Raw genomic sequence first — 25,016 nt, 5'->3', positions numbered from 1 at the left:
CCGCGAGCCCACATTCCTCGCCCAAAAACTCCTCGCTAGAGCCTTCGGGAGTCGTCCCGTGATCGCCAATGCCGACGCGCTTCTGAAGCCCCTCACCATCAAGGGCCTCACCATCCGCAACCGGGTGATGTCCACCAGCCACGCGCCGGGCTACGGCCGGGACGGCAAGCCGCAGGAGCGCTACCAGCTCTACCACGCCGAGAAGGCGAAGGGCGGCATCGGGCTCACCATGTTCGGCGGCTCGTCCTCGGTCGCGCCCGACAGCCCGGCCGCGCCCTGGAACCAGATCTCGGTCGCCGACGATTCGGTGATCCCGTATTTCCGCCAGTTCGCCGACCGGGTGCACGAGCACGGCGGCAAGCTGATGATCCAGCTCACCCATATGGGCCGGCGCACCAAGTGGGATACCGAGCACTGGCTCCCCACGGTCTCGCCCTCGCCCCGGCGCGAGCCGGCCTCCCGCACCGTCCCGAAGGAGATGGAGGAGGAGGACATCGCCCGGGTGGTCAAGAGCTTCGCGCAGGCCGCGCGCCGCTGCCGCGAGGGCGGGCTCGACGGTTGCGAGGTCTCGGCGGCCCACGGCCACCTGATCGACCAGTTCTGGTCGCCCAGCGTCAACCAGCGCACCGACAAGTACGGCGGCAGCCTGGAGAACCGGATGCGCTTCGGCATCGAGGTGCTGGAGGCGATGCGGGCCGAGGCCGGCGACGACTACGTCATCGGCATCCGCATGTCCGGCGACGAGATGATCGCCGACGGCCTCAGCCAGGAGGATTGCCTGGCGATCGCCACCGAGTACGCCAGGCGCGGCCTCGTCGACTTCCTCAACGTGCTCGGCGGCCAGGCGCGCGACCACATCGCCCACGCGATCTCGCTGCCCAACATGTCGTTCCCGGTGGCGCCGTTCCTGTTCCTGCCGAGCGCGATCAAGCGCGAGGTCGACGTGCCGGTGTTCCATGCCCAGCGCGTCACCGATCTGGCCACCGCGGCCCGCGCCGTCGCCGACGGCCATGTCGACATGGTGGCGATGACCCGCGCCCACATCGCCGACCCGCATCTGGTGAAGAAGCTCTCCGAGGGGCGGGCCGACGACATCCGCCAATGCGTGGGTGCGGGCTACTGCATCGACCGGATCTATGTCGGCGGCGACGCGCTCTGCATCCAGAACGCCGCCACCGGCCGCGAGGCGACGATGCCGCACGAGATTCGCAAGGCGGATGTGCGCCGGCGCGTCGTGGTGGTCGGTGCCGGGCCCGGCGGGCTCGAGGCGGCCCGGGTCTGCGCCGAGCGCGGCCATGCCGTGGTGCTGTTCGAGAAGAGCGGCCAGGCCGGCGGCCAGATCGGGCTCGCGGCCAAGGCCGGCTGGCGCGAGGCGATGTCGGGCATTCCGCGCTGGCTCGTCGCGCAGGTCACGAAGCTCGGGGTGGACCTGCGGCTCAACACCGAGGCGACCGAGGCGGCGGTGCTCGCCGAGAAACCCGACGTCGTCATCGTGGCGACCGGCGGCACCCCGTTCCGCGGCCACGCCAAGGGGGCCGAGCAGCACGCCGTCACCACCGCCGAGGTGCTGTCGGGCGCGGTCGAGCCGACCGGCTCGGTCCTGCTCTACGACGAGATGGGCCAGCACAACGCCTCGTCGGTGGCCGAGCTTCTCGCCAAGCGCGGCTGCCTCGTCGAGGTCGCCACCCACGACCGGATGGTGGCCGAGGAGGTCGGCACCACCAACCAGCCGATTCACCTGCGCGAGCTCTACAAGCTCGGCGTCGTGATGACGCCGAACATGGAGCTGATCGAGATCTACCCCGAGGGCAACCGCTTCGTCGCGGCACTCCGCAACACCATGACGGATGCCGAGGAGGAGCGCCTCGTCGACCGGATCGTGGTCGATCACGGCACGCTGCCGGTGGAGGGGCTCTACCGGGCGCTGAAGGCCTCGTCCGTCAATCGCGGCCAGACCGACCAGGACGCGATGCTGCGCGGCGAGCCCCAGCCCTACGACCTCTCCCGGGGCTACGCCCTGTACCGGATCGGCGACGCGGTGGCCGGCCGCAACATCCATGCGGCGATCTACGACGCCTTGAGGCTGTGCAAGGACCTCTGACGCCGCTCGGCTCCCGCTCACCCCGATCCCGCCGCCCGCTCCCGGACGACATGGCATGACCGGCCCCGTCTCGTTGACCACGGTGTTTCCCGGCCTCGTCTGGGCGATGGCGGCGCTCGCCCTCGTCCAGGTCCTGCGCCGCGCCGCCCTCTGGCGGGCCGGGGCCGCCGCCTCCGTGCCGTGGCTCTCCGGCCTCGCCAGCCTGCCGCGGCGCTACCTCGTCGACGTCCACCACGTCGTCGCGCGGGACGGCTACGCCTCGCGGATGCACGCGGTGGTGGCCGGCGGGATGCTGGCGGCCTCGCTCCTGACGGCGCTCGCGATCCTGCCGCCCCTCGGCGGCTTCCGGCCCTACTGGGGCGTCGTCGCGGCGGCCTTCGGAGTCATGGCGGCGGGTTCCCTGATGGTCGGGGCGCGGCGCTACCCGGTGAAGAAGCCCCGCCTCTCCGCTGGGCGGTTCCAGATCCTGCCGTTCCTGCTCCTCGCCTACGCCCTCGGCGGCACGCTCACCGCCCTGCTGCTGGCCCTCGGCGCCGGCGGGATCGCGCTCCCCTTCACCCTGGCGCTGGCGGCCGCCGGCGGGCTCGGCCTGGCCTTCGAGGTGCGGCACGGGCCGATGCGCCACGCCGCGGCCGGCGCGCTGCACCTCGTCGCCCATCCGCGGCCCGGCCGCTTCGCGGGCCGCCCCGACACCGCGCTCCAGCCCCTCGATCTCGACGCGCCCCGCCTCGGCGCCGAGATGCCGGCGGACTTCACCTGGAACCGGCTCCTGTCCTACGACGCCTGCGTCAGCTGCGGGCGTTGCGAGACCGCTTGCCCGGCCTTCGCGGCGGGCCAGCCCCTGAACCCGAAGAAGCTGATCCAGGACCTCGTCGCCGGGCTCTCGCCGGCGGAACCCGCCTATGCCGGCGCGCCCTATCCGGGCGGCCGGGACGCGATGGGCGGGCGCGGGGCGCTGATCGAACTCGTCGGGCCCGAGGCCCGGATCCACCCCGACACGCTGTGGTCCTGCACCACCTGCCGGGCCTGCGTCGAGGAATGCCCGATGATGATCGAGCATGTCGACGCCGTGGTATCGTTGCGCCGCAGCCAGACTCTCGAGCTCGGGGCCCTGCCCGAGAAGGCGGTCGGACCGGTGACCGAGCTGCGCCAGGCCGGCGAGGCCGGCGGGCGCCCGCTCGCCGCCCGCACCGACTTCGCCGCCGGCCTCGACCTGCCGGTACTGGCGCCCCGCGGGCGGACGGACGTGCTGCTGTGGCTCGGCGAGGGCGCCTACGACCTGCGCTACGGCCGCACTTTGCGGGCCCTGGTGCGGCTCCTGCGGCAGGCCGGCGTCGATTTCGCGGTGCTCGGGCCCGAGGAGCGCGACACCGGCGACCTCGCCCGGCGCCTCGGCGACGAGGCGACCTTCCAGGCCCTCGCCAAGGCCAACATCGCGACCCTGGCCGCCCGCGATTTCGGCCGCATCGTCACCGCCGATCCGCACGCGCTCCACGCCCTGCGCAACGAGTACCCGGCCTTCGGCGGCCGCTACGCGGTGATGCACCACACCGCCTTCCTGCTCGAGCTGATCCGCGCCGGGCGCCTCGCCCCGGGCCGCCTCTCCGACGTCTCGGTGACCTACCACGACCCCTGCTACCTCGCCCGCTACAACGGAGAGACCGAGGCGCCCCGCGCCGTCCTCGACGCGATCGGCGTCTCGCGGGTCGAGATGGCCCGCTCGGGCCGCCGGGCGATGTGCTGCGGCGGCGGCGGCGGCGCGCCGGTGAGCGACGTGCCGGGCGAGCGCCGGATCCCGGACCTGCGCATGGCGCAGGCGGCGGAGACCGGGGCCGGCATCGTCGCGGTCGCCTGTCCGTCCTGCACGGCGATGCTGGAGGGCGTGCCCGACCGCAAGGCCGAGATCCGCGACATCGCCGAGCTGCTGCTCCAGGCGGTGGAGGCGGGACGATGACCCGCCCGCGCCGCGACCCCCGTGCCGAGCGCGCCGCGCTCCTCGTCGCCACCGGGGAGGGGACCCGCCCCCGCCTCGACCGGACCGTCCGCCGGGACGGCGGGCGGCCGCGCCGCGACCCCCGGCGCGAGCGCGACGGCCAGCGCGTGCCGGGGGGGCTGCGCCCGCGCTACGACCTGAGCCAGGTCGCGCGGCCCGAGGCGGGACCCGTCCACGAGGCGCCGCGCGCGGTGCAGGCCCCGGTGCCGACGGTCGTCGTCCTCGACGCGCCGGCCTTCCTGGTCCTGGTCGTGCCCGACGCGGCGGGCGGCCGGCTCTCGCCCCACGACCGCCAGGTCCTCGGGGCCGCCCGCGTGCTCGCCGGCCGCGACGGCGGCGTGGCGCTCCTGGCACCCGGGACCTGCGAGGGGAGCGGGCCGGCCGGCGCCGACCGCCTGGTCCGGCTCGACGACAAGGGCGGCGACGCTCTCGGGGACTGCGATCCTGGGGGCTACGATCCCGCCGGCCGGGCGGCCCGGGTCGCGGAGGCGATCGTGGAACTCAGGCCCCGCCACGTCCTGTTTCCCGAATCTCCCGACGGCGGCGACCTCGCCCGGCGCGTCGCGGTGCGGCTGCGCCAACCGCTCTTCTCCGACGTCGAGGCCGTCGCCGCCGGTTCCATTGCCCGTCCGGCGCACGGGCGCCGCGTCGAGCAGCGGACGGCGCCGGGTTTGCTCGTCACGCTCGCGGCCGACGCGGTGGCCGAGTATGCCGGGCCGCCGCGCGAGGCGCGGGAGATTCCGGTCCGTATCGAGACGCTCGCCCGCGCCGCGCCCGCGATCCTGTCGGCGACGACGATTCCCGCCGATCCCGCCACGGTGCCCCTCGGTCTGGCGAGCTTCGTCGCCGCCGCCGGCAGCGGCGTCACCGACCTCGCGACCTTCCGGGAGGTCGTCGCGGCGCTGCACGCGACGCCGGGCGCGAGCCGGGTCCTGTGCGATGCCGGGCTGATGCCGCGATCGAGCCAGGTCGGCGCGTCGGGCACCGTGCTCGCCGCGACCTGCTACGTCGCGCTCGGCATCTCGGGCGCCCCCCAGCACCTGCAGGGCGTCGCGGGCTGCGAGCATGTCGTGGCGGTCAACACCGACCTGCACGCGGCGATGATCGAGCGCGCCGGCCTCGCCATCGTGCAGGACGCGCAAGCCGTCATGCCGGCCCTGCTGCGGCTCATGGCGCAGGACGCGGGCCCGACGCGAGACGCCCCATGAGAATCGCGGTCCTTCTCTCTGCCGGCCGTCATCCGGTCTCCGGCGCCCCCGTCCTGCCCCGGCTGGAGGCGCAGGCCATCCGCCTCGCCGTCGGGCTCGGCGAGGCGCACGAGGTCGTCGGCCTCCATGCCGGCCCCGACGCCGCCGCGGTGGCCGAAGGCCTGGGCCAGGGGCTCGCCCGGATCGAGCACCTGACCGTCGCCGCCGAGGCCGATCCGGTGCCGGCGCTCGCCGCACGCCTGGCGGTGCTCGCGCCCGACCTGATCCTCGCCGGACGGCGCGGGCAGGGCGGGCCCGAGACCGGGCTCGTGCCCTACGGGCTGGCCGAGGCCCTCGGCCTTCCGCTGATCCCCGACGTCATCGGCCTCGCCCCCGAGGCGGCGGGCCGGCTGAGCCTCGACCAGAGCCTCGGCCGCGGCGCCCGGCGGCGGGTGATCCTCGGCGGTCCCGTCCTGGCGACGGTGCATCCCGACGCACCGGCGCCGCTCGCCTACGCGTATGGCCGGGCGCGCCGCGGTGCGCTCGAGCCCGTCGCGGTCGCGACGGTCGATGTGTCGCCGGGGCTCGCCGCGGAGGCGGGCGCCCTCCCGGCGATCGAGGAACGGCCCTATCGCCGCCGGCCGAAGCTGGTGAAGGGCGCGCCCGCCGGCGGCTCGGCGGCCGAGCGCCTGAAGGCGGCGACCGGGGAGGCGGGGGCCTCGGCCGGCGGCCGCCTCCTGGTGCAGCCCGATCCCGACGAGGCGGCACGTGAGATTCTCGCTTATCTGCGTCAGGTCGGCGTGCTCGCCGCACCCCGTCCCACCGACGATCCACGATGAGACCGACCATGCCCCTGACCTCGGACGACCTCCTGGCGCGCCTGCGCGAGCGCGCCATCCCCTACACGCTCTACGAGCATCCGCCGGTCCTGACCGTCGAGGCGATGATGGCGGCCTGCGGCGACATCGCGGGCGCGCACACCAAGAACCTCTTCCTGCGCGACGGGAAGAAGACCTACTTCCTGGTCACGCTGCACCACGACGCGCAGGTCGACCTCAAGGGCTTCCGGTCGGTTCTCGGCGCCCGCGGCGGCCTGTCCTTCGCCAGCGCGGACGCCCTGCGCGAGCAGCTCGGCGTCGAGAGCGGCGCCGTCTCGCCGCTCGCCGCCCTCAACGCCGCGCCGGGCGCCGTGAAGGTGTTTATCCAGGACGCGCTGCTCGCCGAGGAGCGGATCAACGTCCACCCGCTGGTGAACGACCGCACCCTCTCGCTGACCCCCGCCGACCTTCTGGCCGCCCTGCGGGCCGAGGGGCACGCGCCGGAGCCGTTCGGGCTGCCGGGCGGGACGGGGGACGAGGCGGCGGCCTGAGGCGGAGACCCCCGCTCCGTCGCGGGGTGGGCCCCGATCGACCTCGCGCTCCGCGCGGTCTGGCGTGACTGAGCCGGAGCGTGTGACGCGCATCGCCCGCTGGCGCTGCCACGGCAAGTTTTTCGGTCCCGAGACCATGGCCCGATCAAGGCCGGCGGCCGGGACCGCTCCGTCGCGAGGGGGAGCAGACGCGCACCGCCGGCGACCAAGGCACCCTCAGACCGGCTCCCGGCGCCCCGGCGCCTCGCTGCCGCGAACGGACCCGCCGCGCGGCGCGCGGGGCGCGGGCGTCGAGGACTTGCGCTCGGCGCTCGGCGGGCGGCCGAAATGGTCGACATAGGCCTTGGAAAAATGCGACGCCGACGAGAAGCCGCATTCGAGCGCGACGGTGAGGAGCGGCATCGCCGTCTGGCGGATCAGGTGGCGGGCGTGGTCGAGGCGCACGTGCAGGTAGTGCTTGGCCGGCGAGCAGCCGAGATACTTGAGGAACAGCCGTTCGAGCTGGCGCTTCGACAGCCGCACGGTGTCGGCCAGCGCCTGGCTGCCGAGCGGCTCGGCGAAGGTCTCCTCCATCAGGGCCACCACCTGCAGGAGCTTGGGGTGGGCCACGCCGAGCCGCATGCGCAGGTCCATCCGCTGGCGCTCGTCGGCCTCGCGGATGCGGTGGTGGATCAGCTGGTCGGCGACCTCGGAGGCGAGGCCCGGCCCGTGCTCCCGGGCGATGAGCGACAGCATCATGTCGGCCGCCGCGGTCCCGCCGGCGCAGGTGTAGCGGGTGCGGTCGATCTCGAACAGGTCGGAGCCGATCTCCAGCGATTCGTGCTCGGAGGCGAGGCTCGCGAGGTTCTCCCAGTGGATCGTCGCCCGGTAACCGTTGAGAAGCCCGGCCTTGGCCAGCACGTAGGTGCCGGTGCAGACCGCCCCGATCGCCGCACCGCGGGACGCGCTGCGGCGCAGGGTGCCCTGGAGCGCGAGGTGGTCGTGGCGGTGGATGTCGAGCCCGCCGCAGACGATGAGCATGTCGAGCCCCTGCGCCTCCTCGAACCGGCCCGTCACCTTGACCTCGACGCCGTTCGAGGCCTCGCAGGTCGTCCCGTCCGCCGACCACAGACCATAGCGGTAGAGCTCGCGCCCTGCCGCACGGTTCGCGAGCCGCAGCGGCTCGATCGCCGAGGTAAAGGCGATCATCGAGAACTGCGCCACCAGCATGAAGCCGACCGAGGTCGTCTTCACCACCTCAGCGGTCCCGTGTCCGGCCTGTTCCATCGCCCGCGCTCCGGTCCTCTGCATCACTTCCGCTCCGGCGAAGCGAGACTCGTTCCAGGTTACCCGATCCCGCGGGGAATCGCAGCCGGGCGGCGCGGCCCTGCACCGGCGTCGCAAATCTCAAACTCGCGGTCGCCGTCGAGAAAGCCCGGCCGGGGCGTGCGGCCGATGATCCCTCAACACAGCGAGGCTGACCGATGCGCCGCTTTTCCCTCACGTCGCTGCTCTCCGAATCCCTGAAGGGACACCAGGGCTGGGGCCGCCAGTGGCGGGATCCGCAGCCCAAGGCGGAGTACGACGTCGTCATCGTCGGCGGCGGCGGGCACGGCCTCGCCACGGCCTACTACCTCGCCACCGTGCACGGCATCACCAACGTGGCGGTGCTGGAGAAGGGCTGGATCGGCGGCGGCAACACCGGCCGCAACACCACGATCATCCGCTCCAACTACCTCTACGACGAGAGCGCCGCGCTCTACGAGCACGCCCTCAAGCTGTGGGAGGGCCTGTCGCAGGAGCTGAACTACAACGTGATGTTCTCGCAGCGCGGCGTCCTGATGCTCGCGCACAACATCCACGACGTCCAGAGCTTCAAGCGCCACGTCTACGCCAACCGCCTCAACGGCATCGACAACGAGTGGCTGTCGAAGGAGGAGTGCAAGGCGTTCTGTCCGCCGATCGAGATCTCGGACAAGCTCCGTTACCCCGTCCTCGGCGGCGCGCTGCAGCGCCGGGCCGGCACCGCCCGCCACGACGCGGTGGCCTGGGGCTACGCCCGCGGCGCCGATGCCCGCGGCGTCGACATCATCCAGAACTGCGAGGTCAAGGGCATCCGCCGCGACGCCTCCGGGGCGGCGATCGGTGTCGAGACGACCCGCGGCTTCATCAAGGCCGGGCGCATCGGCGTGGTGGCGGCCGGCCACACTTCGACCGTGATGGCGATGGCCGACGTGCGCATGCCGCTCGAGAGCTACCCGCTCCAGGCCCTGGTCTCGGAGCCGGTCAAGCCCGTCTTCCCCTGCGTGGTGATGTCGAACGCGGTCCACGCCTACATCTCGCAGTCGGACAAGGGCGAGCTGGTCATCGGCGCCGGCACCGACCAGTACACGTCCTACAGCCAGCAGGGCGGTCTCCACATCACCACCCACACGCTCGACGCGATCTGCGAGCTGTTTCCGCAATTCACCCGGATGCGGATGCTGCGCTCCTGGGGCGGCATCGTCGACGTGACGCCGGACCGTTCGCCGATCATCGGCAAGACCCCGGTCCGGAACCTGTTCGTCAATTGCGGCTGGGGCACCGGCGGCTTCAAGGCGACCCCGGGCTCGGGCCACGTCTTCGCCCACACGCTCGCCACCGGCACGCCGCACGCGATCAACGCGCCCTTTACCCTGGAGCGCTTCCGCACCGGGCGCCTGATCGACGAGGCCGCGGCCGCCGCCGTCGCGCATTGACGCGGGCCCGGACGGCGACGCCCGGCGCACCCCCACACACTCGAGACGCGACGCCCCTCTCCCTCCTTCTTCCGCCGCCACGAGGCGCCCGATGCTGCTGATCGCCTGCCCCCATTGCGGCAACCGACCCGAGACCGAGTTCCGGTGCGGCGGCCAAGCCCACATTGCCCGCCCCGTCGATCCGGCCGCCCTCGACGACCAGTCCTGGAGCGAGCACCTCTTCGTCCGGTCGAACCCCCGCGGCGTGCACGCCGAGCGGTGGTGCCACAGCCACGGCTGCGGGCGCTGGTTCAATGCGCTGCGCGACACCGTGAGCGACCGCTTCCTCGAGACCTACCCGGCGGGGGCGCAGCCGACCTGGTCGTCCGAGATCACCTCCCCGGAGGTCCCCGCAACCGTGACCCAGTCCACCGTGACGCAAGCGAGGGCGTGATGGCGCAGCCGTTCAGAACCTCCCGGGGCGGCCGCATCGACCGCGCACGCCCGATCCGCTTCTCGTTCAACGGCCGCACCGTCGAGGGCTACCACGGCGATACCGTCGCCTCGGCGCTCCTGGCCAACGGCATCCACCTCGTCGGGCGCTCGTTCAAGTACCACCGGCCGCGGGGCATCCTGAGCCACGGGCCCGACGAGCCGAGCGCGCTGCTCTCGGTCGATCGCGGCCCGGGCCGGGTCGATCCGAACAACCGCGCCTCGGTGGTCGAGGCGCGCGACGGGCTCAAGACCCTGTCGCAGAACCACTGGCCCTCGCTCGAGGTCGATGTCGGCGAGGTCAACGACCTCCTGTCGCCGATCTTCGTCGCCGGCTTCTACTACAAGACCTTCATGTGGCCCCGGAAGTTCTGGGACAAGGTCTACGAGCCGGTGATCCGCGCGGCCGCCGGCCTCGGCAAGGCGCCGGTGGCGGCCGATCCCGATCGCTACGCCAACCGCCACGCCCATTGCGACGTGCTGGTGGTCGGCGCCGGCCCCGCGGGCCTCGCGGCGGCTCTGGCGGCGGCGCGCACCGGCAAGCGGGTGATCCTCGCCGACGAGGGCCCCGAGCCCGGCGGCTCGCTCCTGCACGACCTGACCTCGCAGATCGACGGGCGGCCCGCCGCTGTCTGGCTCGCCGAGACCCTGGCCGATCTCGACGCGCGCGAGAACGTCATCCTGCTGCCGCGCACCACCGCGTTCGGCTACTACAACCACAACCACGTCGCGCTCGCGGAGCGCGTCACCGACCACCTGCCGGCGGGCGGCGGGCAGGCCCCGCGCGAGCGGCTCTGGCAGGTGCGGGCCGGCGAGGTGGTGCTGGCCGGCGGCGCGCACGAGCGGCCCCTGGTCTTTTCCGACAACGACCGGCCGGGCGTGATGCTGGCCGAGAGCGTGCGGGTCTTCGCCAACCGCTACGGCGTGCTGCCGGGCCGGCGCATCGTGTTCGCGACGACCGGCGCCTCGGCCTACCGGACCGCGCTCGACGCCAAGGCGGCCGGCGCCGAGGTCACCCTCGTCGACCTGCGGCTCGAGGCCGATTGCGGGGCGGAGCCGGCGGAGCTGCGCGCGGCTGGGATCGAGGTCCTGACCGGCCACACCGTGCTCGGCGCCAAGGGCCGCAAGCGCGTGACCGGGCTCGTCGTCGCGCCGATCGGCCCGGAGGGGCGCATCGGCGCCTCCCGCCTCCTCTCCTGCGACTGCGTCGGCATGTCGGGCGGCTGGACGCCGGCCGTGCACCTGTTCTCGCAATCCCGCGGCAAGCTCGTCTACGAGCCCGGCCTCGATGCCTTCGTGCCCGGCACCTCGGCGCAGGCCGAGCGCTCGGCGGGTGCGGCGAAGGGCACCTACGACCTCGCCGCCTGCCTGGCCGAGGGCGACGCGGCGGGGGCCGAGGCGGCGGGCTCGCAGGAGCGGCGCGCCCTCGCGGCGACGCCGACCGCCACCGGCTTCCAGCCGGCGCGGGTGATGCCGACGAATGCCGACCCGACCAAGGTCCGGGCCTTCGTCGACTTCCAGAACGACGTCACAGCCAAGGACATCAAGCTCGCGGTGCGCGAGGGCTTCCACTCGATCGAGCACGTCAAGCGGTACACCACGACCGGCATGGCGACCGACCAGGGCAAGACCTCGAACATGAACGCGCTCGGCATCGTCGCCGGGCAGCTCGACAAGACGCTGCCGGGGGTCGGCACCACGACGTTCCGGCCGCCCTACACCCCCGTGACCTTCGGCACCCTGGTCGGCCCGGCGCGCCACGCCCTGTTCGACCCGATCCGCACCACGCCGATCCACGGCTGGGCCGAGGCCCACGGCGCCCTGTTCGAGAACGTCGCCCTGTGGCGGCGCGCCTGGTACTTCCCCAAGGCGGGCGAGGACCTGCACGCGGCGGTGGCCCGCGAGTGCAAGGCGGTGCGCGAGGGCGTCGGCATCTTCGACGCCTCGACGCTCGGCAAGATCGAGATCGTCGGCCCGGACGCGGCCGAGTTCATGAACCGGATGTACATCAACCCCTGGGCCAAGCTCGAACCCGGCCGCTGCCGCTACGGGCTGATGCTCAAGGAGGACGGCTACATCCTCGACGACGGCGTCGTCGCCCGGGTCTCGCCCGAGTGCTTCCACGTCACCACCACGACCGGCGGCGCCGCCCGGGTGCTCGCGCACATGGAGGACTACCTCCAGACCGAGTGGCCCGACCTCGACGTCTTCCTGACCTCGACCACCGAGCAATGGGCGGTGATCGCCCTCCAGGGTCCGAAGGCCCGCGCGGTGATCGAGCCCCTGGTGGACGGCATCGACCTGTCGCCGCAGGCCTTCCCCCACATGGCGATGCGCTCGGGCACGATCTGCGGCGTGCCGACCCGGCTGTTTCGGGTCTCGTTCACCGGCGAGCTCGGCTTCGAGATCAACGTGCCCTCCGACCAGGCGCTCGCCGTCTGGGAGGCGATCATGGAGGCCGGCCGGCCGCACGGGATCACCCCGTACGGCACCGAGACGATGCACGTCCTGCGCGCCGAGAAGGGCTACATCATCGTCGGCCAGGAGACCGACGGCACGGTGACGCCGGACGACGTGGGCTTGGCCGGCATGATCGCCAAGGCGAAGAAGGACTTCGTCGGCAAGCGCTCCCTCTCGCGGCCCGACGTGGTCGCGAAGGGCCGCAAGCAGCTGATCGGCCTCGTCACCGACGACCCGAAGGTCGTCCTCGACGAGGGCGCCCAGATCGTCGCCGATCCGGGCCAGCCGATCCCGATGCGGATGCTCGGCCACGTCACGTCGAGCTACTGGAGCGCCAATTGCAACCGCTCCATCGCCCTCGCCCTCGTGGCGGACGGCCGCGACCTCATGGGGCGGACGCTCCACGTCACGACCCCGGACGGCTTCACCACCGCCACGGTGGCCGAGCCGGTATTCCTCGATCCCAAGGGGGAGCGCATCAATGCTTGAGGTCCGCTACCGCACCGCCCGCACCCTGCCGCTCGGGCGCCCGGTGGCGCCCGCCCTGCCCCGCGGCGGCATCCTGATCCAGCCGGCCGAGGCCGAGGCGCGGTTCTCCCTGCGCCTGCGCGGACCCCTCTCGCCCGGCGGCTTCCCCCTCGACCGGCCGATCAACACGGTGACGGGCGACGACCGGCGCTGGGTGGCGCGGCTCGGGCCCGACGAGTGGCTGATCGGGATGCCCGAGGGCGAGGCCGACCTCCTCGCGGAGGCCGCGGCCGCCGACCTCCGGGGCCGCGCCCACTCGCTCGTCGACATCTCGCACCGCAACGTCGGCATCGACGTCACCGGCGCGCTGGCGGCGGATGTCCTCAACGCCGGCTGCCCGCTCGATCTCGGCGACGCCGCCTTTCCGCCGGGCAGCGCGACCCGCACCCTGCTCGGCAAGGCCGAGATCGTGCTCATCCGCCATGCCGGCGCGGTGCCGTCCTACCGGGTCGAGTGCTGGCGCTCGTTCGCGACCTACGTGCACGGCTTCCTTGAGGAGGCCGCCATCGCGGCCCAGCCGGTGGAGCGGGTCCCCGCCCGATGATCAGCGCCTTCGATCTGTTCAAGATCGGCATCGGCCCGTCGAGCTCGCACACGATCGGCCCGATGGTCGCCGCGCGCCGCTTCCGCGAGCGCGTGGCGACCCTGCCCGGCGCGGCGCGGGTCACCGCGGAGATCTTCGGGTCGCTGGCCTGGACCGGGCGCGGCCACGCCACCGACGTGGCGATCTTCCTGGGGCTTCTCGGGCACGAGCCCGCAACCGTCGATCCCGACCGGGTGGCGGAGTACATCGGAATCCTGGCGGAGACCGGCGAGATCGGACTGCCGGGGCTCGTCTTCGAGCCCGCCCGCGACCTCGCGCTCAACTTCACCGAGGTCCTGCCGCGCCACACCAACGGGATGCGGTTCCGCGCCTTCGACGCGGCGGGCGCCCTCCTCGACGAGGTGGTGTGCTACTCGGTCGGCGGCGGCTTCGTCGAGGAGGAGGGCGATGCGGGACCGGCGGGGATCGAAGCCGCTCCGGTTCCCTACCCGTTCGACAGCGGGGCCGACCTCCTGCGGATCTGCGCCGAGACCGGCCTGTCGATCCCGCAGGTCCAGATGGCCAACGAGCGCGCCCTGCGCGGCCAGGGAGAGATCGAGGACGGCCTCGACGCGATCCGCGACGCGATGCTCGCCTGCATCGCCCGCGGCCTGCGGATGGACGGGGAGCTGCCCGGCGGCCTCAAGGTGCGCCGGCGCGCCCGGCGCCTGCACGAGACGCTGGAGGCCAAGAAGCTCGCCAACAGCCGGCCGGCCCACGAGATCATGGACTGGATCGGCCTGTTCGCGCTCGCGGTGAACGAGGAGAACGCCTCGGGCGGGCGCGTGGTCACGGCCCCGACCAACGGGGCGGCCGGAATCGTGCCGGCGGTCCTGCGCTACATCGTCGATTTCTGCCCGGACTGGAGCGAGGCCCGCGGCCGCGACTACCTGCTCGCGGCGGCCGCGATCGGCGGGCTGATCAAGCGCCGCGCCTCGATCTCGGGCGCCGAGGTCGGCTGCCAGGGCGAGGTCGGCTCGGCCGCCGCGATGGCGGCGGCGGGGCTCGCCGCAGTGCTGGGCGGCTGCCCGCGCCAGGTGGCGAACGCGGCCGAGATCGCGATGGAGCACCATCTCGGCATGACCTGCGACCCGATCGGCGGCCTCGTCCAGATTCCCTGCATCGAGCGCAACGCCTTCGGGGCCAACAAGGCGGTGGCGGCGGCCTCCCTGGCGCTGCACGGCGACGGGGTGCACTTCGTCAGCCTCGATCAGGTCATCGAGACCATGCGCCAGACCGGCCACGACATGCAGGACAAGTACAAGGAGACGTCGCTGGGCGGGCTGGCCGTCAACGTGTCGGCGTGCTGATAGGGAGGCTGCTCGACCCATTCGAGAAATGAATTTTTATTCGGGGTTCAGTATTAAATATTACATCCAAAATCGGTCTACCAAGCCTTTTGTATCTCCCGTAGTCGATGTCGTAATATAATGATTAAATTAAATAGATATGATTTATAGCCTAAATGCCTACTTCGAGTCCGGTCGATATTATATCGAGTGTGATCGTCGATCCAAACATTTCACAATAAAATTGCGTATTGGGGTAAGATTGTCCGTTGATCTATTGAGTATGTTGAAGGTGCTCTGACGAGCGTGCACCCACGATCCTGTCGGCGCCGCGTGCGCGCAGGGTCGCACCCTGCCGCGAGCGGCACGCGGCGGGGCAGGAGGCGCCACGGCGCTGGGGCGTTCCCGGCACGGCCTGGGGCAGGGACGGCACCCGGGCGTCCTCGTGCATCCGGTGGCGGCGGAGGCACGAGGGCGAGGCGGTGCCGGGCATGCCAGATAGCCCGGGTCCGGGCCCTTGGCCCCATCCCGGAGGCTCCGGACTGGAACCGCCCGCTCGTCGCTACCGGCAGGGCGGCCCGCCCGGGTGGCCGCAGCCGTGGCCCGGCCCCGGGCCGTGCGGCGTCGGCCGGGGCATCTGCGGCATCGGCCGGGGGGCCATCGGCTGGGGGCGTGGCGCGGCCATCTGCGGCTGGCGCATCGCCTGGGCCTGCTGGCGTCGCATCGCATCCTGCATCTGCTGCTGCTGGCGCTGCATCATCTGCTGCGCCTCGCCCCGCTGGCGCGCCTGGGCCTGGGCTTGAGCCTGCTGGGCCTGCTGGCGGATCGCCTGATCCATCCGCATCCGGCGCAGGGCGTCGTCGGCTTGCGGCTCCCGGCCGGCCGCGCGGGGCGGTTGCGCCATGCGCTGCGGCGCCATGCGCGGCTGGGGCTGGGCGAGCCGGGGCGGCATCGACGGGGGCAGGCCGGCTTGCGGCGGCACGGTGGGTCGCGCCCCGGGCGGCATCCGCTGCGGCTGGGCGCTGCGCAGGGGCTGCACCGGGCGCAGCGGCGTGAGCGGCGGGCGCACGCCCTGTGCCAAGCCGGCTGCAGGCCCCTGAAGCACGCCGGCCGCAGGTCCCTGCGGCGCCCCGGCGGCATTCCCCGGCGGCGGTGTCGTACCGGGGTGGTTCACCGGGGGCCGCGCGCCGGCCTGGGCGCCGGCCCGCCCTGCGGCGGGCGGGATCTGGTTGAGACCCGCCCGGCCGTCGGCCGGGGCGTTGGGCAGTCCCGGTCGTCCGGCGACGGCGGGCAGCGGCGTGCCGCCGGCACCCGGCAGGGCTTGGGCCGGGTTCGGCGCCCCAGGGCGCGGCCCTGCGGCGGGTGCGATCTGCCCGGGCAGGCTCGGCCGCAGGGCAGCTGGGCCGCCAAGAGGACCGGCGAGTGGTGCGGTGGGCGTACCCGGGATCGGGCCGGGAGACGGGTTGTCGCGGCGCGGGATCTGTCCCGGGGCGCCGAGCGGGGCATCCATCTTCCGGGCGAGGGCGGGCGGCAGGGCGACGCGGGCTGCCGCGGCGCCGATCGCCGCGCCCACGGCGGCGCCGGCGACCGGCGCGAGGCCGGTCCCCCCGGGGGGCGCCCCATGGAATTCCGGTCCCGCCGCGACCGGGGCGTGCAGGTTGTGGAACAGCCCCGGGTTCGGCGGGGCCACCACCGCGGGCGGGGCGACCACGTAGGTCGGCACTGGGACGTAGGCGGGCACCGGCAGCAGATAGGCCACGGGCGGCGGCGGGGGCGGGGCCAGATCCACCAGCACGACCGGGCGCGGCGGCAGGAAGACCACGGGCGGCGGCGGAAGGGCGTAGACCGGGTCGTCGAGGACGAGGGCCGGGCGCTCGACGTAGACGATCTCGTCGGGCGGGGGCGGCGGCACGTCGTAGGCGAGGGCCCGGTAATCCGGCGGCGGCGCCAGCGCGGCGGCGAGCGCCGACAGGCGCCGGCGGGCGTCCCAGGCATGCGGCCCGCGGGGATAGCGGCCGAGGTAGGACCAGTAGGCCTCCGGCGTGTCGGCCATGGCGCTGGTGCGCCAGGTCAGGGCCTCGCGCCGCGCCGCGATGATCGCCCGCACGCGCTTGGCCAGCGGATCGCGCGGATAGGCGGCGGCGAACTCCTCGTAGGCCGGCAGGGTGTCGCGGGCGAGGCAGGCGGCGTAGGCCTCCCGCGCGCCGATCTCGCCGAGCGGCTTTCGCGGCGGCTCGAAGCCGGCGAGGGAGGGCGCGCCGGCCTCCCGCTCCAGGAACACGAACGGCGCCTCGATGCGGGAGGCGCTCCACGGCACCTCGGCGCCGCGGGTCGTCTCGGCCACCCGCAGGCGCACCCGCTCGAACAGGGCCGCGGGGGCGAGGCCGCCCTCGCGGATCATCTCGACGAGGGCGAGCGCGTAGGCGCCGTAGGGGCCGGTCTCGGCCGGGCCGACGGTGCCGGGCGCCGCGTTGGTGGCGATCAGGCTGCCGGGCCCGGCCTCCATCAGCGGCAGGCCGCCGGCGAGCGGATCGCCCTTCAGGTGGAACGGCGAGGCCCGCGCGGCGTCCAGCACCACGAAGCGCGCCCTGAGCGGCAGGGCGGCGAGGCGCGAGACGTAATCCGAGATCCGCAACGCCCGCACCGGTACGTCGCTGGCGGTCTCGATCCGCGCGTCGACCGGGGCGAAATAGGCCTCGTTGGCGAGCTGCAGCCCGGAGCCGGAGAGGTAGAGGAACGCCACCGTGTCCGGCCCCGACGCCGCTGCCTTGTCGGTGAAGTCGCGCAGGGTGCGGCGCAGCGACTCCTCGTCGAGGTCGCGGGCGCCGACGACGTCGAACCCCGCCGCCTGCAGCGTCTGGGCGACGAGGCCGGCATCGTTGGCGGCGGTCGCCAGCGCGCCGCCCGGATAGGCGCCGTTGCCGATCACGAGGGCGATGCGCCGCTCGGCGGGCGCGGCCCCCGCCGGCAGGGCGGCGACGAGGCTCGCCAGCGTCGCGAGGGCGATGGCGAGGACGAGGTGGCGGAGCGGCGGCATGGCGTTGCCCTCCCGTGGGTGGCGGGCCGCGTCCTTGCGCGGCGGATCGCATGTGGTCGCCCGTTTTCCGGGCAGGACGAAGGCGCGCCCCATCTCGTCCCCCGGCCCTTGAACCGGCACTGAACGATGCGGCATCACCCTTGCTGCGGCGATTGCCGAAGAGGGAGCCTCGATGCCGGACAGACTGATCCACGCCGCCGCCAGCATCGCGCTGATGATCGCCGTCGCGGTGCTGTTCTCGACCAACCGGCGGGCGATCCGGCCTCGGGTGGTGCTCTCGGCGCTCGCCGTGCAGGTGACGCTCGGCGCCCTGGTGCTGTTCTGGCCCGCCGGCCGCACGGGCCTCGGCGCCGTGGCCGACGCGGTCCAGGCGGTCCTGTCCTACGGCGACAAGGGCGTGGCGTTCCTGTTCGGCGGCCTCGTCGAACCCAAGATGTTCGAATTGTTCGGCGGCGGCGGCTTCGTGCTGGCCCTGCGGGTCCTGCCGCAGATCATCTACGTCTCGGCGCTGATCGCGGTGCTGTACCATTTCGGTGTGATGCAGGCCCTCGCCCGGGGCTTGGGGGCGGCGTTGCAGCGGGTGCTCGGCACGTCGCGCATCGAGACCTTCTCGGCGGTCATCACCATCTTCATCGGCCAGAGCGAGATCGCGGTGGCTTTGCGCCCCTTCCTGGCGCTGCTCACCGGGGCCGAGCTCTTCGCCGTGATGACGAGTGGGGCGGCCTCCACCGCCGGCTCGATCCTCGCCGGCTACGCCGCGCTCGGCGTGCCGATGCCCTACCTGCTCGCCGCCTCGTTCATGGCGATCCCCGGCGGGCTCCTCTACGCCAAGATCCTGGTCCCCTCGACCGAGCCGAGCCGGGTGACGACGATGCAGGTCACCTTCGGCGAGACCCGGGCCGTCAACGTGATCGAGGCAGCCGCCGACGGCACCCAGAAGGGTCTCGCGGTGGCGGCGGCGGTCGGCGCCATGCTGATCGCCTTCGTGGGGCTGATCGCGCTCCTCAACGGTCTCGTCGCCTATGCGGGCGGCCTCGTCGGGATGCCCGGCGCCTCGATCGAGGGCGGGCTCGGCTTCGTGCTCGCGCCGCTCGCCTGGCTCCTCGGCGTGCCGTGGGACCAGGCGATTCTGGTCGGAGGCGCCATCGGCCAGAAGCTCGCCTTCAACGAGTTCCTGGCCTACGCCAACCTGTCGCCGGTCCTGAAGAGCGGCGAGCTCGGGGCCCGGACCACCGCGATCCTGTGCTTCGCGCTGTGCGGCTTCGCCAACCTGTCGTCGATCGCGATCCAGCTCGCGAGCTTCGGCAGCCTGGTCCCCGAGCGCCGCTCCGAGGTCGCGGCCTTCGGCCTGCGGGCGATCCTCGCCGGCACCCTGTCGAACCTGACGAGCGCGGCGATCGCCGGGGTGTTCATCGGGGCGTGAGGGCTTTTGGTTTGCTCCAAAACCCATCCTGTCCCACTGGCGAACCGCATCCTGAGGGTTGGTCGATCTTCGATCGACCAACCCTCAGGATGCGGTCGTGGATGGAAGGATCAGGGTCCGGTAGGATTCAGGACAGGCTCCTGTACACCGCCGTCTCGAACTCCAAGAAGTTCTCGACGGAGGCCGGGTCGGCGAAGGGGAAGAGCTGGGTGCCCCAGAACCCGCCGACCCCCTTGGCCCGGTCGATCCAGAAATACAGGTTGGCGAGGCCCGCCCAGGCGAGCGAGCCGGCGGAGCGCCCGGTCGGCGCCTCCTCGTCGTTGATCATGAAGCTCAGACCCCAGGATTTCGGCATCCCGGGGAAGAACTCGGCATCGTGCGAGAGGTGGCTCTTCACCCCCGGCAGGGCGCGGATCTTGAGATCCGGCCCGAGGCCGTTCGTTGCCGCCATCGCGACCGTCTCGGGGCGTAGAACCGGGCCGTGCGGCCCCGCGCCGTCGTTGAGCCACATCCGGACGAAGCGCAGGTAGTCCTCGGCGGTGGAGTAGAGCCCGTGGCCGCCCATCTCGACCTCGGGGGCCTGCGGCAGCTCGAAGCCGGCGATCTCGGTCGGCGTGCCGTTCGCGCCGCGCTGGTGCATCCGGGCGAGGCGGCTGCGCATCTCCTGGGTCAGCACGAAGCCGGTCGAGTCCATGCCGAGCGGCGCGAAGATCCGCTCCCGCATCACCGCCCCGAGGCGCTCGCCCGCCACCGCCTCGACCACCTGCCCGGCCCAGTCGATGCTGCTGCCGTACTCCCACGACTCGCCGGGATCGAACAGCAGCGGGGTCATCAGCGCGGCGCGGGTGCCGCTGGTGACGGTGGCCTGCTTGCGCGCGCGCAGGAGGCGGGCATAGCGCTCGTTGAAGATGTCGTAGCCGAAGCCTGCGGTGTGCAGGAGCAGCATCCGGGTGGTGACCGGGCGCGCCGGCGGGCGCAGGCGCGGCGTGTCGTCGTCGGACAATCCCTCGAGCACCTGGATCTCGCCCAGGGCCGGCACGTAGGTGGCGGCCGGGGCGTCGAGGTCGAGCCGGCCTTCCTCGGCGAGCTGCAGCACGGCGGTGGCTGTCACCGCCTTGGTGGTGGAGAAGATCGCCATCACCGTGTCGGGGGTCATCGGCGCGTCGGGCGCGCGCAGGCCTGCGGCGCCGGCATAGAGGACCCGCTCCCGGTCGGTCGCCATCGCGACCACGCCGGCGAGCCCGGGGGACCCGGCCACCGCGCGCCGCAGGATCGCGTCGGCCGCGGCCGTCAGATCGTCGCCCATCCGTGTCCTCCCGGCATTCGTCGTTGGGCGGCAGACTATCCCGCCGCCGCCGCCCTGTCAGGCGGGAGCCCGGACCGGCCCGGGATGCCGGCGGCGCAGGCCTGACCCGAGGGAACGTCGCGGCCGGACGCGCGATTGAACCGGCGCCGAGCGGAGGCCTCGAGTCCTTGTTTCCGCCGGAGCAGGAGACCGCCCGTGACCCTCATCTCCCGCCGCGACACCCTGGCCGCCGCGGCCGCCGGCCTCGTCGGCACCGCCGCCACTGCCCAAGCGCAGGCTCCGGCCGCCCCGTCGGGCCCGCAGCCGATCCGCGGCCGGGACGGCGCCGACATCCTCGGACCGGTGAACCCGGCCCGCCAGGCGCAGGAGCCCTTCACCACCCTGCCGCCGAAGACCGACCACGGCACGATGCCGAACCTCAAGTGGTCGTTCACCGACAGCCACATGCGGATCGAGGAGGGCGGCTGGGCCCGCCAGACCACGACCCGCGAATTGCCGATCTCGACCGCGATGGCCGGCGTGAACATGCGGCTCAAGGCCGGCGTCGCCCGCGAGATGCATTGGCATAAGGAGGCCGAGTGGGCCTACATGCTGAAGGGCCGCGCCCGCATCACGGCGGTGGACCAGGCGGGCCGCACCTTCGTGGACGACGTGGGCGAGGGCGACCTCTGGTACTTTCCCTCCGGCATCCCGCACTCGATCCAGGGCCTGCCGGGCGAGGTCGACGGCTGCGAGTTCCTGCTCGTCTTCGACGACGGGCACTTCTCCGAGGATTCGACCTTCCTCATCACCGACTGGCTCGCCCATACCCCGCGCGACATCCTGGCGAAGAATTTCGGGGTGCCGGAATCGGCTTTGGCCGGGCTGCCCGACAAGGAGAAGTACATCTTCCCGGCCCCGATGCCGGGGCCGATCGCTGGCGACAGGACCGGCGGCGCCGGGCCGGTGCCGGAGGGCTTCAGCTACCGGATGCTGGCGCAGGAGCCGATCCGCACCAAGGGCGGCTCGGTCCGCATCACCGACTCCAAGGTATTTCCGGCCTCGAAGACCATCGCGGCGGCCCTGGTCGAGCTCGAGCCCGGGGGCCTGCGCGAGCTGCACTGGCACCCGAACGGCGACGAGTGGCAATACTACCTTTCGGGCGAGGGCCGGATGACGGTGTTCGGCTCCGAATCGAAGGCCCGCACCTTCGACTACCGGGCCGGCGACGTCGGCTACGTGCCCTTCGCCATGGGCCATTACGTCGAGAATACCGGCTCGACGCCGCTGCGCTTCCTCGAGCTGTTCCGCAGCCCGACCTACGCCGACGTGTCGCTGAACCAGTGGATGGCGCTGACCCCGCACGCCCTGGTGCGAGCGCACCTCAACGTCGACGAGACGGTGCTCGCCGGGCTGCCCACCGCCAAGACGCCGGTGGTGAAAGGGTGAGCCCGCGCCGGGACGGGGCGATCGGCCCCGTCCCGGCGGTACGTCATGCCAGCGGCAGCGGCGCCCGCGCGTCCTGCACCACCGCCTCCTGGCGCCAGGTCGAGGGCTGGTCCGACGCGCCGGTGCCGAGCGCGCATTGCACCATCACGCTGTCGGCCCAGCGGCCGTGGCGGTAGGCCACGGCCGGCAGGTGGCCGACGCGCGTGAAGCCGCAGGTCTCGTGCAGACGCAAGGACGCCTCGTTCTCGGCGTCGATGTAGCCGATCATCTGGCGGTAGCCGCCTGCCGCGCAGGCCTCGATCAGCGCCGGCAGCAGGCGCCGGCCGATGCCGGCATGCAGGTGGCCGGCATGGACGTAGATCGAGTGCTTGAGCGTGTAGCGGTAGGCCGGCCGCTTGCGGAACGGCACCGCGTAGGCGTAGCCCGCCACCATCCCGTGGCGCTCGGCCACGAGGTGGGGCAGGCGCTTCGAGCGCATGTTCTTGCGCCGGCGCTTGAGGTCGTCCGGCCGGAGCCGGTCCTCCTCGAAGTCGCCGGTATCGCCGACGCCGTGGCGGATGTGGTGCTCGTAGATGTCGATCATCGCCGCGACGTCCGCATCGGTCGACGGCCGGATCACGATCCCGGGTTGCGTGGGCGCCGAATCCATCAGCGGCCCTCCCGCAGCACGTAGGTGTAGAACCGGATGCGCCCGTCCGGCTCGACCTGGCGGTAGACGCCTTGGATCTCGGCCTCGAAGCCCGGAAACAGGTTGGCGGCGGCCTCGAACATCTTGAAGTAGTCGAGCATGGGCTTTGCCCGCTCGTCGAGCCGCTCGCCCGGCAGCACCGTGCCGATGCCGGGCGGGTAGACCAGCATCAGCGTCGTGGCGATGCGCCCCTCGGCTTCCGCGATCGGCACGAAGTCGACGTTGTTGCGGGTCAGCATCTGGGCCGCGGCCTTCGGCGGCATCACCATCTCGGGCAGGTGCTCGGGCATGAACTGCTTGCGCTGCAGCCCCGAGGTCCCGGCCTGCCGGTGGAAGGCGTGGTAGTCGGCGCAGAGGTCGCGCAGGCGCACGCCGCCGTAGCGCTGCGGCCGGCGCCGGACGAATTCCGGCATCGCCTCCTCCAGGAGCACGTTGTCGTCGTGCAGGCGCTTGAAGGCGACGAGCCCCGAGATCAGCGTGCCGGCCTTTGAGGATTCGACGCCCGGCGTCAGCAGGAAGAGCAGCGAGTTGAGGTCGTTCTTCTCCGGGACGATGCGGTTCTCGCGCAGGTACTGGGCGACGATCGGGGCCGGCACGCCGTGCTCGGTGTACTCGCCGGTCTGCCGGTCGAAGCCGGGGGTCAGCACCGTGAGCTTGTTCGGGTCGGTGATGGCGTAGCCCGGCGCGACATGGGTGAAGCCGTGCCAGCCGGCCCCGGGCTTCAGCTCCCAGTGGCGCGCATCGGAGGCGAGCTCGTCGGTCGGCAGGCTCTCCCACGGCACCTCGGCGCCGCCCGCGCCCGTCGCCGTGTCGGGCACGAAGGGATCGAAGAACCAGCGGCGCTTGGGATCGCGCTCGTTCTCCTCGAACTCCTTGCGGATCGCCCGCACCTTCTTGCGCCACTCGATGCCGAGTCGGATCGTGTCGTCCCACAGGATCATGCCGGAGCGCCCCTTCATCATCTGGGCGCCGACGTCGAGCGAGGCGAAGAGGGGGTAGAACGGCGAGGTCGAGGCGTGGACGAGGAAGCTCTCGTTGAGGCGCCGGTGCTCCACCCGCCGGGTCTGGCCGCGGATATGGCCGTCCTTGGTGTGGATCTGCGAGGCCTGGGAGAAGCTCGCGAGCTGCTTGTGGGTCGATTGCGTGGCGATGATGCCGGGCGAGGTCTCGTCGAGACCCGTCAGCCCCATGGCGTAGCGGCCCTGGAACAGGGGATGGAACTTCATGAAGCCGGCCCAGGCCTCGTCGAACAGGATGTAGTCGCAGAGGTGGCCGATCCTGGCGACGATCTCGCGGGCATCGTAGATCGTGCCGTCATAGGTGCATTGTTCGATGACGGCGACGCGGAACGGCCGCTCCTTGCGCCACGCTTCCTTGTCCTTGACCAGCGGGTTGTCGCGGATCTTCCGGCGGATCTTCTCCTCGTCCAGCGCCTCGTGGAAGATCGGGCCGATCAGCCCGTAGGCGTTGCGGTCGGTCTCCAGGAAGATCGGGATGCCGCCGCCGAGGAACAGCGCGCCGTGATGCGCTGCCTTGTGGTTGTTGCGGTCGAACAGCACCAGGTCGTCCTCGGCCACCAGCGAGGACAGGACGATCTTGTTCGAGGCCGAGGTGCCGTTGAGCACGAAGTAGGTCTTTTCGGCCCCGAAGATCTGGGCCGCTTCCTTCTGCGCCTTGAGGGCCGGGCCCTCGTGGGTCAGGAGGTCGCCGAGATCGAGGACCGAGTTGTCGAGGTCGTCGCGAAAGATCGCCTCGCCCAAGTGCTCGACGAAGATGCGGCCGATCGGCGAGCGGTTGTAGAAGATGCCGCCGTTGTGGCCGGGGCACGTCCAGAGCTGGTTGCCCTTCTCGGCGTAATCGACCAGCGCCCCGAAGAACGGGGTCTTCAGGGTCTCGGCGTATTGCGTCACGCGGCTGACGAGGCCGCGGGCGATGAATTCCGGGGTTTCCTCGGCGAGGAAGATGTAGCCGTCGATGAAGTCGAGCAGCTCGACCGGGATGTCCTCGAGCCGCTTGCGCCGGACCATGATGACGATCGGCATCTCGAGGCCGCGCTTGCGCATCATGTCGATGAGCGCCGCCGCCTTGCCGTCGAGGCCGCGCTTGCCCCAGTCCACCACGAGGCAGCCGACCGCCGCGTCGGTCTGGACTGCGATCGCCGCGTCCTCGACCCGCCGCGCCCGCACCACCTCAAAGCCGCGATGCTCGACCGCCGCCACGATCTGGTTGACGCGCACGCCCTCCAGGTCGTCCGGATCGAAGGCCGGCGTGCACATCAGCACGGTAAAGCGGCGGTGGAAATCCATCGGGCGGGGCTCCTGTCCGTAACGGTATGGCCTGCGTGTCGGCCCCTCTCATGACGTTCCGATGACGGTCCCGGCCCTGCGGCGAATCCGCTCGGCCACCGTCGGCGGCATCCCGGCCCGTCGATGGACG

17 protein-coding genes are annotated in these 25,016 nt (G+C 72.5%); 12 read left to right on the top strand and 5 right to left on the bottom strand.

Features of this window, described 5'->3' with window-relative positions; translation table 11 throughout:
* The first annotated feature begins 58 nt into the window (after window positions 1–58).
* Genes V3T34_RS02515 through V3T34_RS02495 form a run of 5 tightly spaced genes read left to right on the top strand, consistent with a single transcriptional unit; the run spans window position 59 to window position 6,650 of the window.
* Complete coding sequence (locus V3T34_RS02515; RefSeq protein WP_305078962.1) at window positions 59–2,101, top strand: NADH:flavin oxidoreductase; 2,043 nt, start codon at window positions 59–61, stop codon at window positions 2,099–2,101.
* Between the two features lie 55 nt (window positions 2,102–2,156).
* A complete protein-coding gene (locus tag V3T34_RS02510) occupies window positions 2,157–4,055 on the top strand; it encodes a DUF3483 domain-containing protein (protein ID WP_305078961.1) in 1,899 nt (632 codons plus the stop codon).
* Complete coding sequence (locus V3T34_RS02505) at window positions 4,052–5,302, top strand: electron transfer flavoprotein subunit alpha/FixB family protein (protein WP_305078960.1); 1,251 nt, start codon at window positions 4,052–4,054, stop codon at window positions 5,300–5,302. Before V3T34_RS02510 ends, V3T34_RS02505 begins: the two co-directional genes overlap by 4 nt.
* Window positions 5,299–6,120 (top strand): adenine nucleotide alpha hydrolase family protein, encoded by an 822-nt coding sequence (locus tag V3T34_RS02500; RefSeq protein WP_331369093.1) that lies wholly within the window; start codon window positions 5,299–5,301, stop codon window positions 6,118–6,120. Before V3T34_RS02505 ends, V3T34_RS02500 begins: the two co-directional genes overlap by 4 nt.
* Window positions 6,121–6,128: 8 nt before the next feature.
* Window positions 6,129–6,650, top strand: a complete 522-nt coding sequence (locus tag V3T34_RS02495; RefSeq protein ID WP_060848976.1) for a prolyl-tRNA synthetase associated domain-containing protein — start codon at window positions 6,129–6,131, stop codon at window positions 6,648–6,650.
* A 216-nt stretch (window positions 6,651–6,866) separates the two neighbouring features.
* Here the strand turns inward: V3T34_RS02495 and V3T34_RS02490 are convergent, their stop codons facing one another.
* Window positions 6,867–7,916 (bottom strand): GlxA family transcriptional regulator, encoded by a 1,050-nt coding sequence (locus V3T34_RS02490; RefSeq protein WP_305078975.1) that lies wholly within the window; start codon window positions 7,914–7,916, stop codon window positions 6,867–6,869.
* A gap of 197 nt (window positions 7,917–8,113) precedes the next feature.
* Between V3T34_RS02490 and V3T34_RS02485 the strand changes: the two genes are divergently transcribed.
* The 5 genes from V3T34_RS02485 to V3T34_RS02465 all read left to right on the top strand — a co-directional run bounded on the left by V3T34_RS02485 (window position 8,114) and on the right by V3T34_RS02465 (window position 14,719).
* The gene (locus tag V3T34_RS02485) at window positions 8,114–9,367 is read left to right on the top strand and encodes a sarcosine oxidase subunit beta family protein (protein WP_060848974.1); all 1,254 of its coding nucleotides are present in this window, start codon (window positions 8,114–8,116) and stop codon (window positions 9,365–9,367) included.
* Between the two features lie 91 nt (window positions 9,368–9,458).
* Complete coding sequence (locus V3T34_RS02480) at window positions 9,459–9,800, top strand: sarcosine oxidase subunit delta (RefSeq protein ID WP_305078958.1); 342 nt, start codon at window positions 9,459–9,461, stop codon at window positions 9,798–9,800.
* Window positions 9,800–12,787 carry a sarcosine oxidase subunit alpha family protein gene (locus tag V3T34_RS02475; RefSeq protein WP_305078957.1) on the top strand — a complete coding sequence of 996 codons (2,988 nt, stop codon included), beginning with the start codon at window positions 9,800–9,802 and terminating at the stop codon, window positions 12,785–12,787. The genes V3T34_RS02480 and V3T34_RS02475 overlap by 1 nt, the downstream gene beginning before the upstream one ends.
* Window positions 12,780–13,370, top strand: coding sequence for a sarcosine oxidase subunit gamma (locus V3T34_RS02470; protein ID WP_305078956.1), 591 nt, complete (start codon window positions 12,780–12,782; stop codon window positions 13,368–13,370). Before V3T34_RS02475 ends, V3T34_RS02470 begins: the two co-directional genes overlap by 8 nt.
* A complete protein-coding gene (locus V3T34_RS02465; protein WP_305078955.1) occupies window positions 13,367–14,719 on the top strand; it encodes an L-serine ammonia-lyase in 1,353 nt (450 codons plus the stop codon). The genes V3T34_RS02470 and V3T34_RS02465 overlap by 4 nt, the downstream gene beginning before the upstream one ends.
* 541 nt (window positions 14,720–15,260) lie before the next feature.
* Here V3T34_RS02465 and V3T34_RS02460 read toward each other — a convergent pair.
* On the bottom strand, window positions 15,261–17,735 hold the full coding sequence (locus V3T34_RS02460; protein WP_305078954.1) for a caspase family protein: 2,475 nt from the start codon (window positions 17,733–17,735) through the stop codon (window positions 15,261–15,263).
* 172 nt (window positions 17,736–17,907) lie between these two features.
* On the opposite strand from V3T34_RS02460, the gene V3T34_RS02455 reads away from it, so the two are divergent.
* Window positions 17,908–19,158, top strand: a complete 1,251-nt coding sequence (locus V3T34_RS02455; protein ID WP_060848969.1) for a NupC/NupG family nucleoside CNT transporter — start codon at window positions 17,908–17,910, stop codon at window positions 19,156–19,158.
* Between the two features lie 127 nt (window positions 19,159–19,285).
* Here V3T34_RS02455 and acmB read toward each other — a convergent pair whose 3' ends face one another.
* A complete protein-coding gene (gene acmB / locus V3T34_RS02450; RefSeq protein WP_305078953.1) occupies window positions 19,286–20,464 on the bottom strand; it encodes a methyl acetate hydrolase AcmB in 1,179 nt (392 codons plus the stop codon).
* A gap of 195 nt (window positions 20,465–20,659) precedes the next feature.
* Between acmB and V3T34_RS02445 the strand changes: the two genes are divergently transcribed.
* Entirely contained in the window at window positions 20,660–21,892 is a 1,233-nt protein-coding gene (locus tag V3T34_RS02445; protein WP_305078952.1) for an oxalate decarboxylase family bicupin, read from the top strand.
* Window positions 21,893–21,935: 43 nt separating this feature from the next.
* On the opposite strand, the gene V3T34_RS02440 is transcribed toward V3T34_RS02445, so the two are convergent.
* Together V3T34_RS02440 and V3T34_RS02435 are read right to left on the bottom strand one after the other, a co-directional pair.
* Window positions 21,936–22,541 carry a GNAT family N-acetyltransferase gene (locus V3T34_RS02440; protein ID WP_060848966.1) on the bottom strand — a complete coding sequence of 202 codons (606 nt, stop codon included), beginning with the start codon at window positions 22,539–22,541 and terminating at the stop codon, window positions 21,936–21,938.
* The gene (locus tag V3T34_RS02435; protein ID WP_060848965.1) at window positions 22,541–24,886 is read right to left on the bottom strand and encodes an Orn/Lys/Arg family decarboxylase; all 2,346 of its coding nucleotides are present in this window, start codon (window positions 24,884–24,886) and stop codon (window positions 22,541–22,543) included. The genes V3T34_RS02440 and V3T34_RS02435 overlap by 1 nt, the downstream gene beginning before the upstream one ends.
* Window positions 24,887–25,016 lie beyond the last annotated feature (130 nt).

Origin of the sequence: Methylobacterium ajmalii (assembly GCF_036448855.1) — a bacterium.
GTDB lineage: Bacteria > Pseudomonadota > Alphaproteobacteria > Rhizobiales > Beijerinckiaceae > Methylobacterium > Methylobacterium ajmalii.
The sequence above is the reverse complement of the archived record's forward strand: the minus strand, read 5'-3'. Positions and strand labels throughout refer to the sequence as shown.

Excerpts from the sequence above, each read along its gene's own strand:
- V3T34_RS02510 (WP_305078961.1), top strand. The coding sequence starts at position 2,157 with ATGACCGGCCCCGTCTCGTTGACCACGGTGTTTCCCGGCCTCGTCTGG.
- V3T34_RS02505 (WP_305078960.1), top strand. The coding sequence starts at position 4,052 with ATGACCCGCCCGCGCCGCGACCCCCGTGCCGAGCGCGCCGCGCTCCTC.
- V3T34_RS02500 (WP_331369093.1), top strand. The coding sequence starts at position 5,299 with ATGAGAATCGCGGTCCTTCTCTCTGCCGGCCGTCATCCGGTCTCCGGC.
- V3T34_RS02495 (WP_060848976.1), top strand. The coding sequence starts at position 6,129 with ATGCCCCTGACCTCGGACGACCTCCTGGCGCGCCTGCGCGAGCGCGCC.
- V3T34_RS02490 (WP_305078975.1), bottom strand. The coding sequence starts at position 7,916 with ATGGAACAGGCCGGACACGGGACCGCTGAGGTGGTGAAGACGACCTCG.
- V3T34_RS02485 (WP_060848974.1), top strand. The coding sequence starts at position 8,114 with ATGCGCCGCTTTTCCCTCACGTCGCTGCTCTCCGAATCCCTGAAGGGA.
- V3T34_RS02480 (WP_305078958.1), top strand. The coding sequence starts at position 9,459 with ATGCTGCTGATCGCCTGCCCCCATTGCGGCAACCGACCCGAGACCGAG.
- V3T34_RS02475 (WP_305078957.1), top strand. The coding sequence starts at position 9,800 with ATGGCGCAGCCGTTCAGAACCTCCCGGGGCGGCCGCATCGACCGCGCA.
- V3T34_RS02470 (WP_305078956.1), top strand. The coding sequence starts at position 12,780 with ATGCTTGAGGTCCGCTACCGCACCGCCCGCACCCTGCCGCTCGGGCGC.
- V3T34_RS02465 (WP_305078955.1), top strand. The coding sequence starts at position 13,367 with ATGATCAGCGCCTTCGATCTGTTCAAGATCGGCATCGGCCCGTCGAGC.
- V3T34_RS02460 (WP_305078954.1), bottom strand. The coding sequence starts at position 17,735 with ATGCCGCCGCTCCGCCACCTCGTCCTCGCCATCGCCCTCGCGACGCTG.
- V3T34_RS02455 (WP_060848969.1), top strand. The coding sequence starts at position 17,908 with ATGCCGGACAGACTGATCCACGCCGCCGCCAGCATCGCGCTGATGATC.
- acmB (WP_305078953.1), bottom strand. The coding sequence starts at position 20,464 with ATGGGCGACGATCTGACGGCCGCGGCCGACGCGATCCTGCGGCGCGCG.
- V3T34_RS02440 (WP_060848966.1), bottom strand. The coding sequence starts at position 22,541 with ATGGATTCGGCGCCCACGCAACCCGGGATCGTGATCCGGCCGTCGACC.
- V3T34_RS02435 (WP_060848965.1), bottom strand. The coding sequence starts at position 24,886 with ATGGATTTCCACCGCCGCTTTACCGTGCTGATGTGCACGCCGGCCTTC.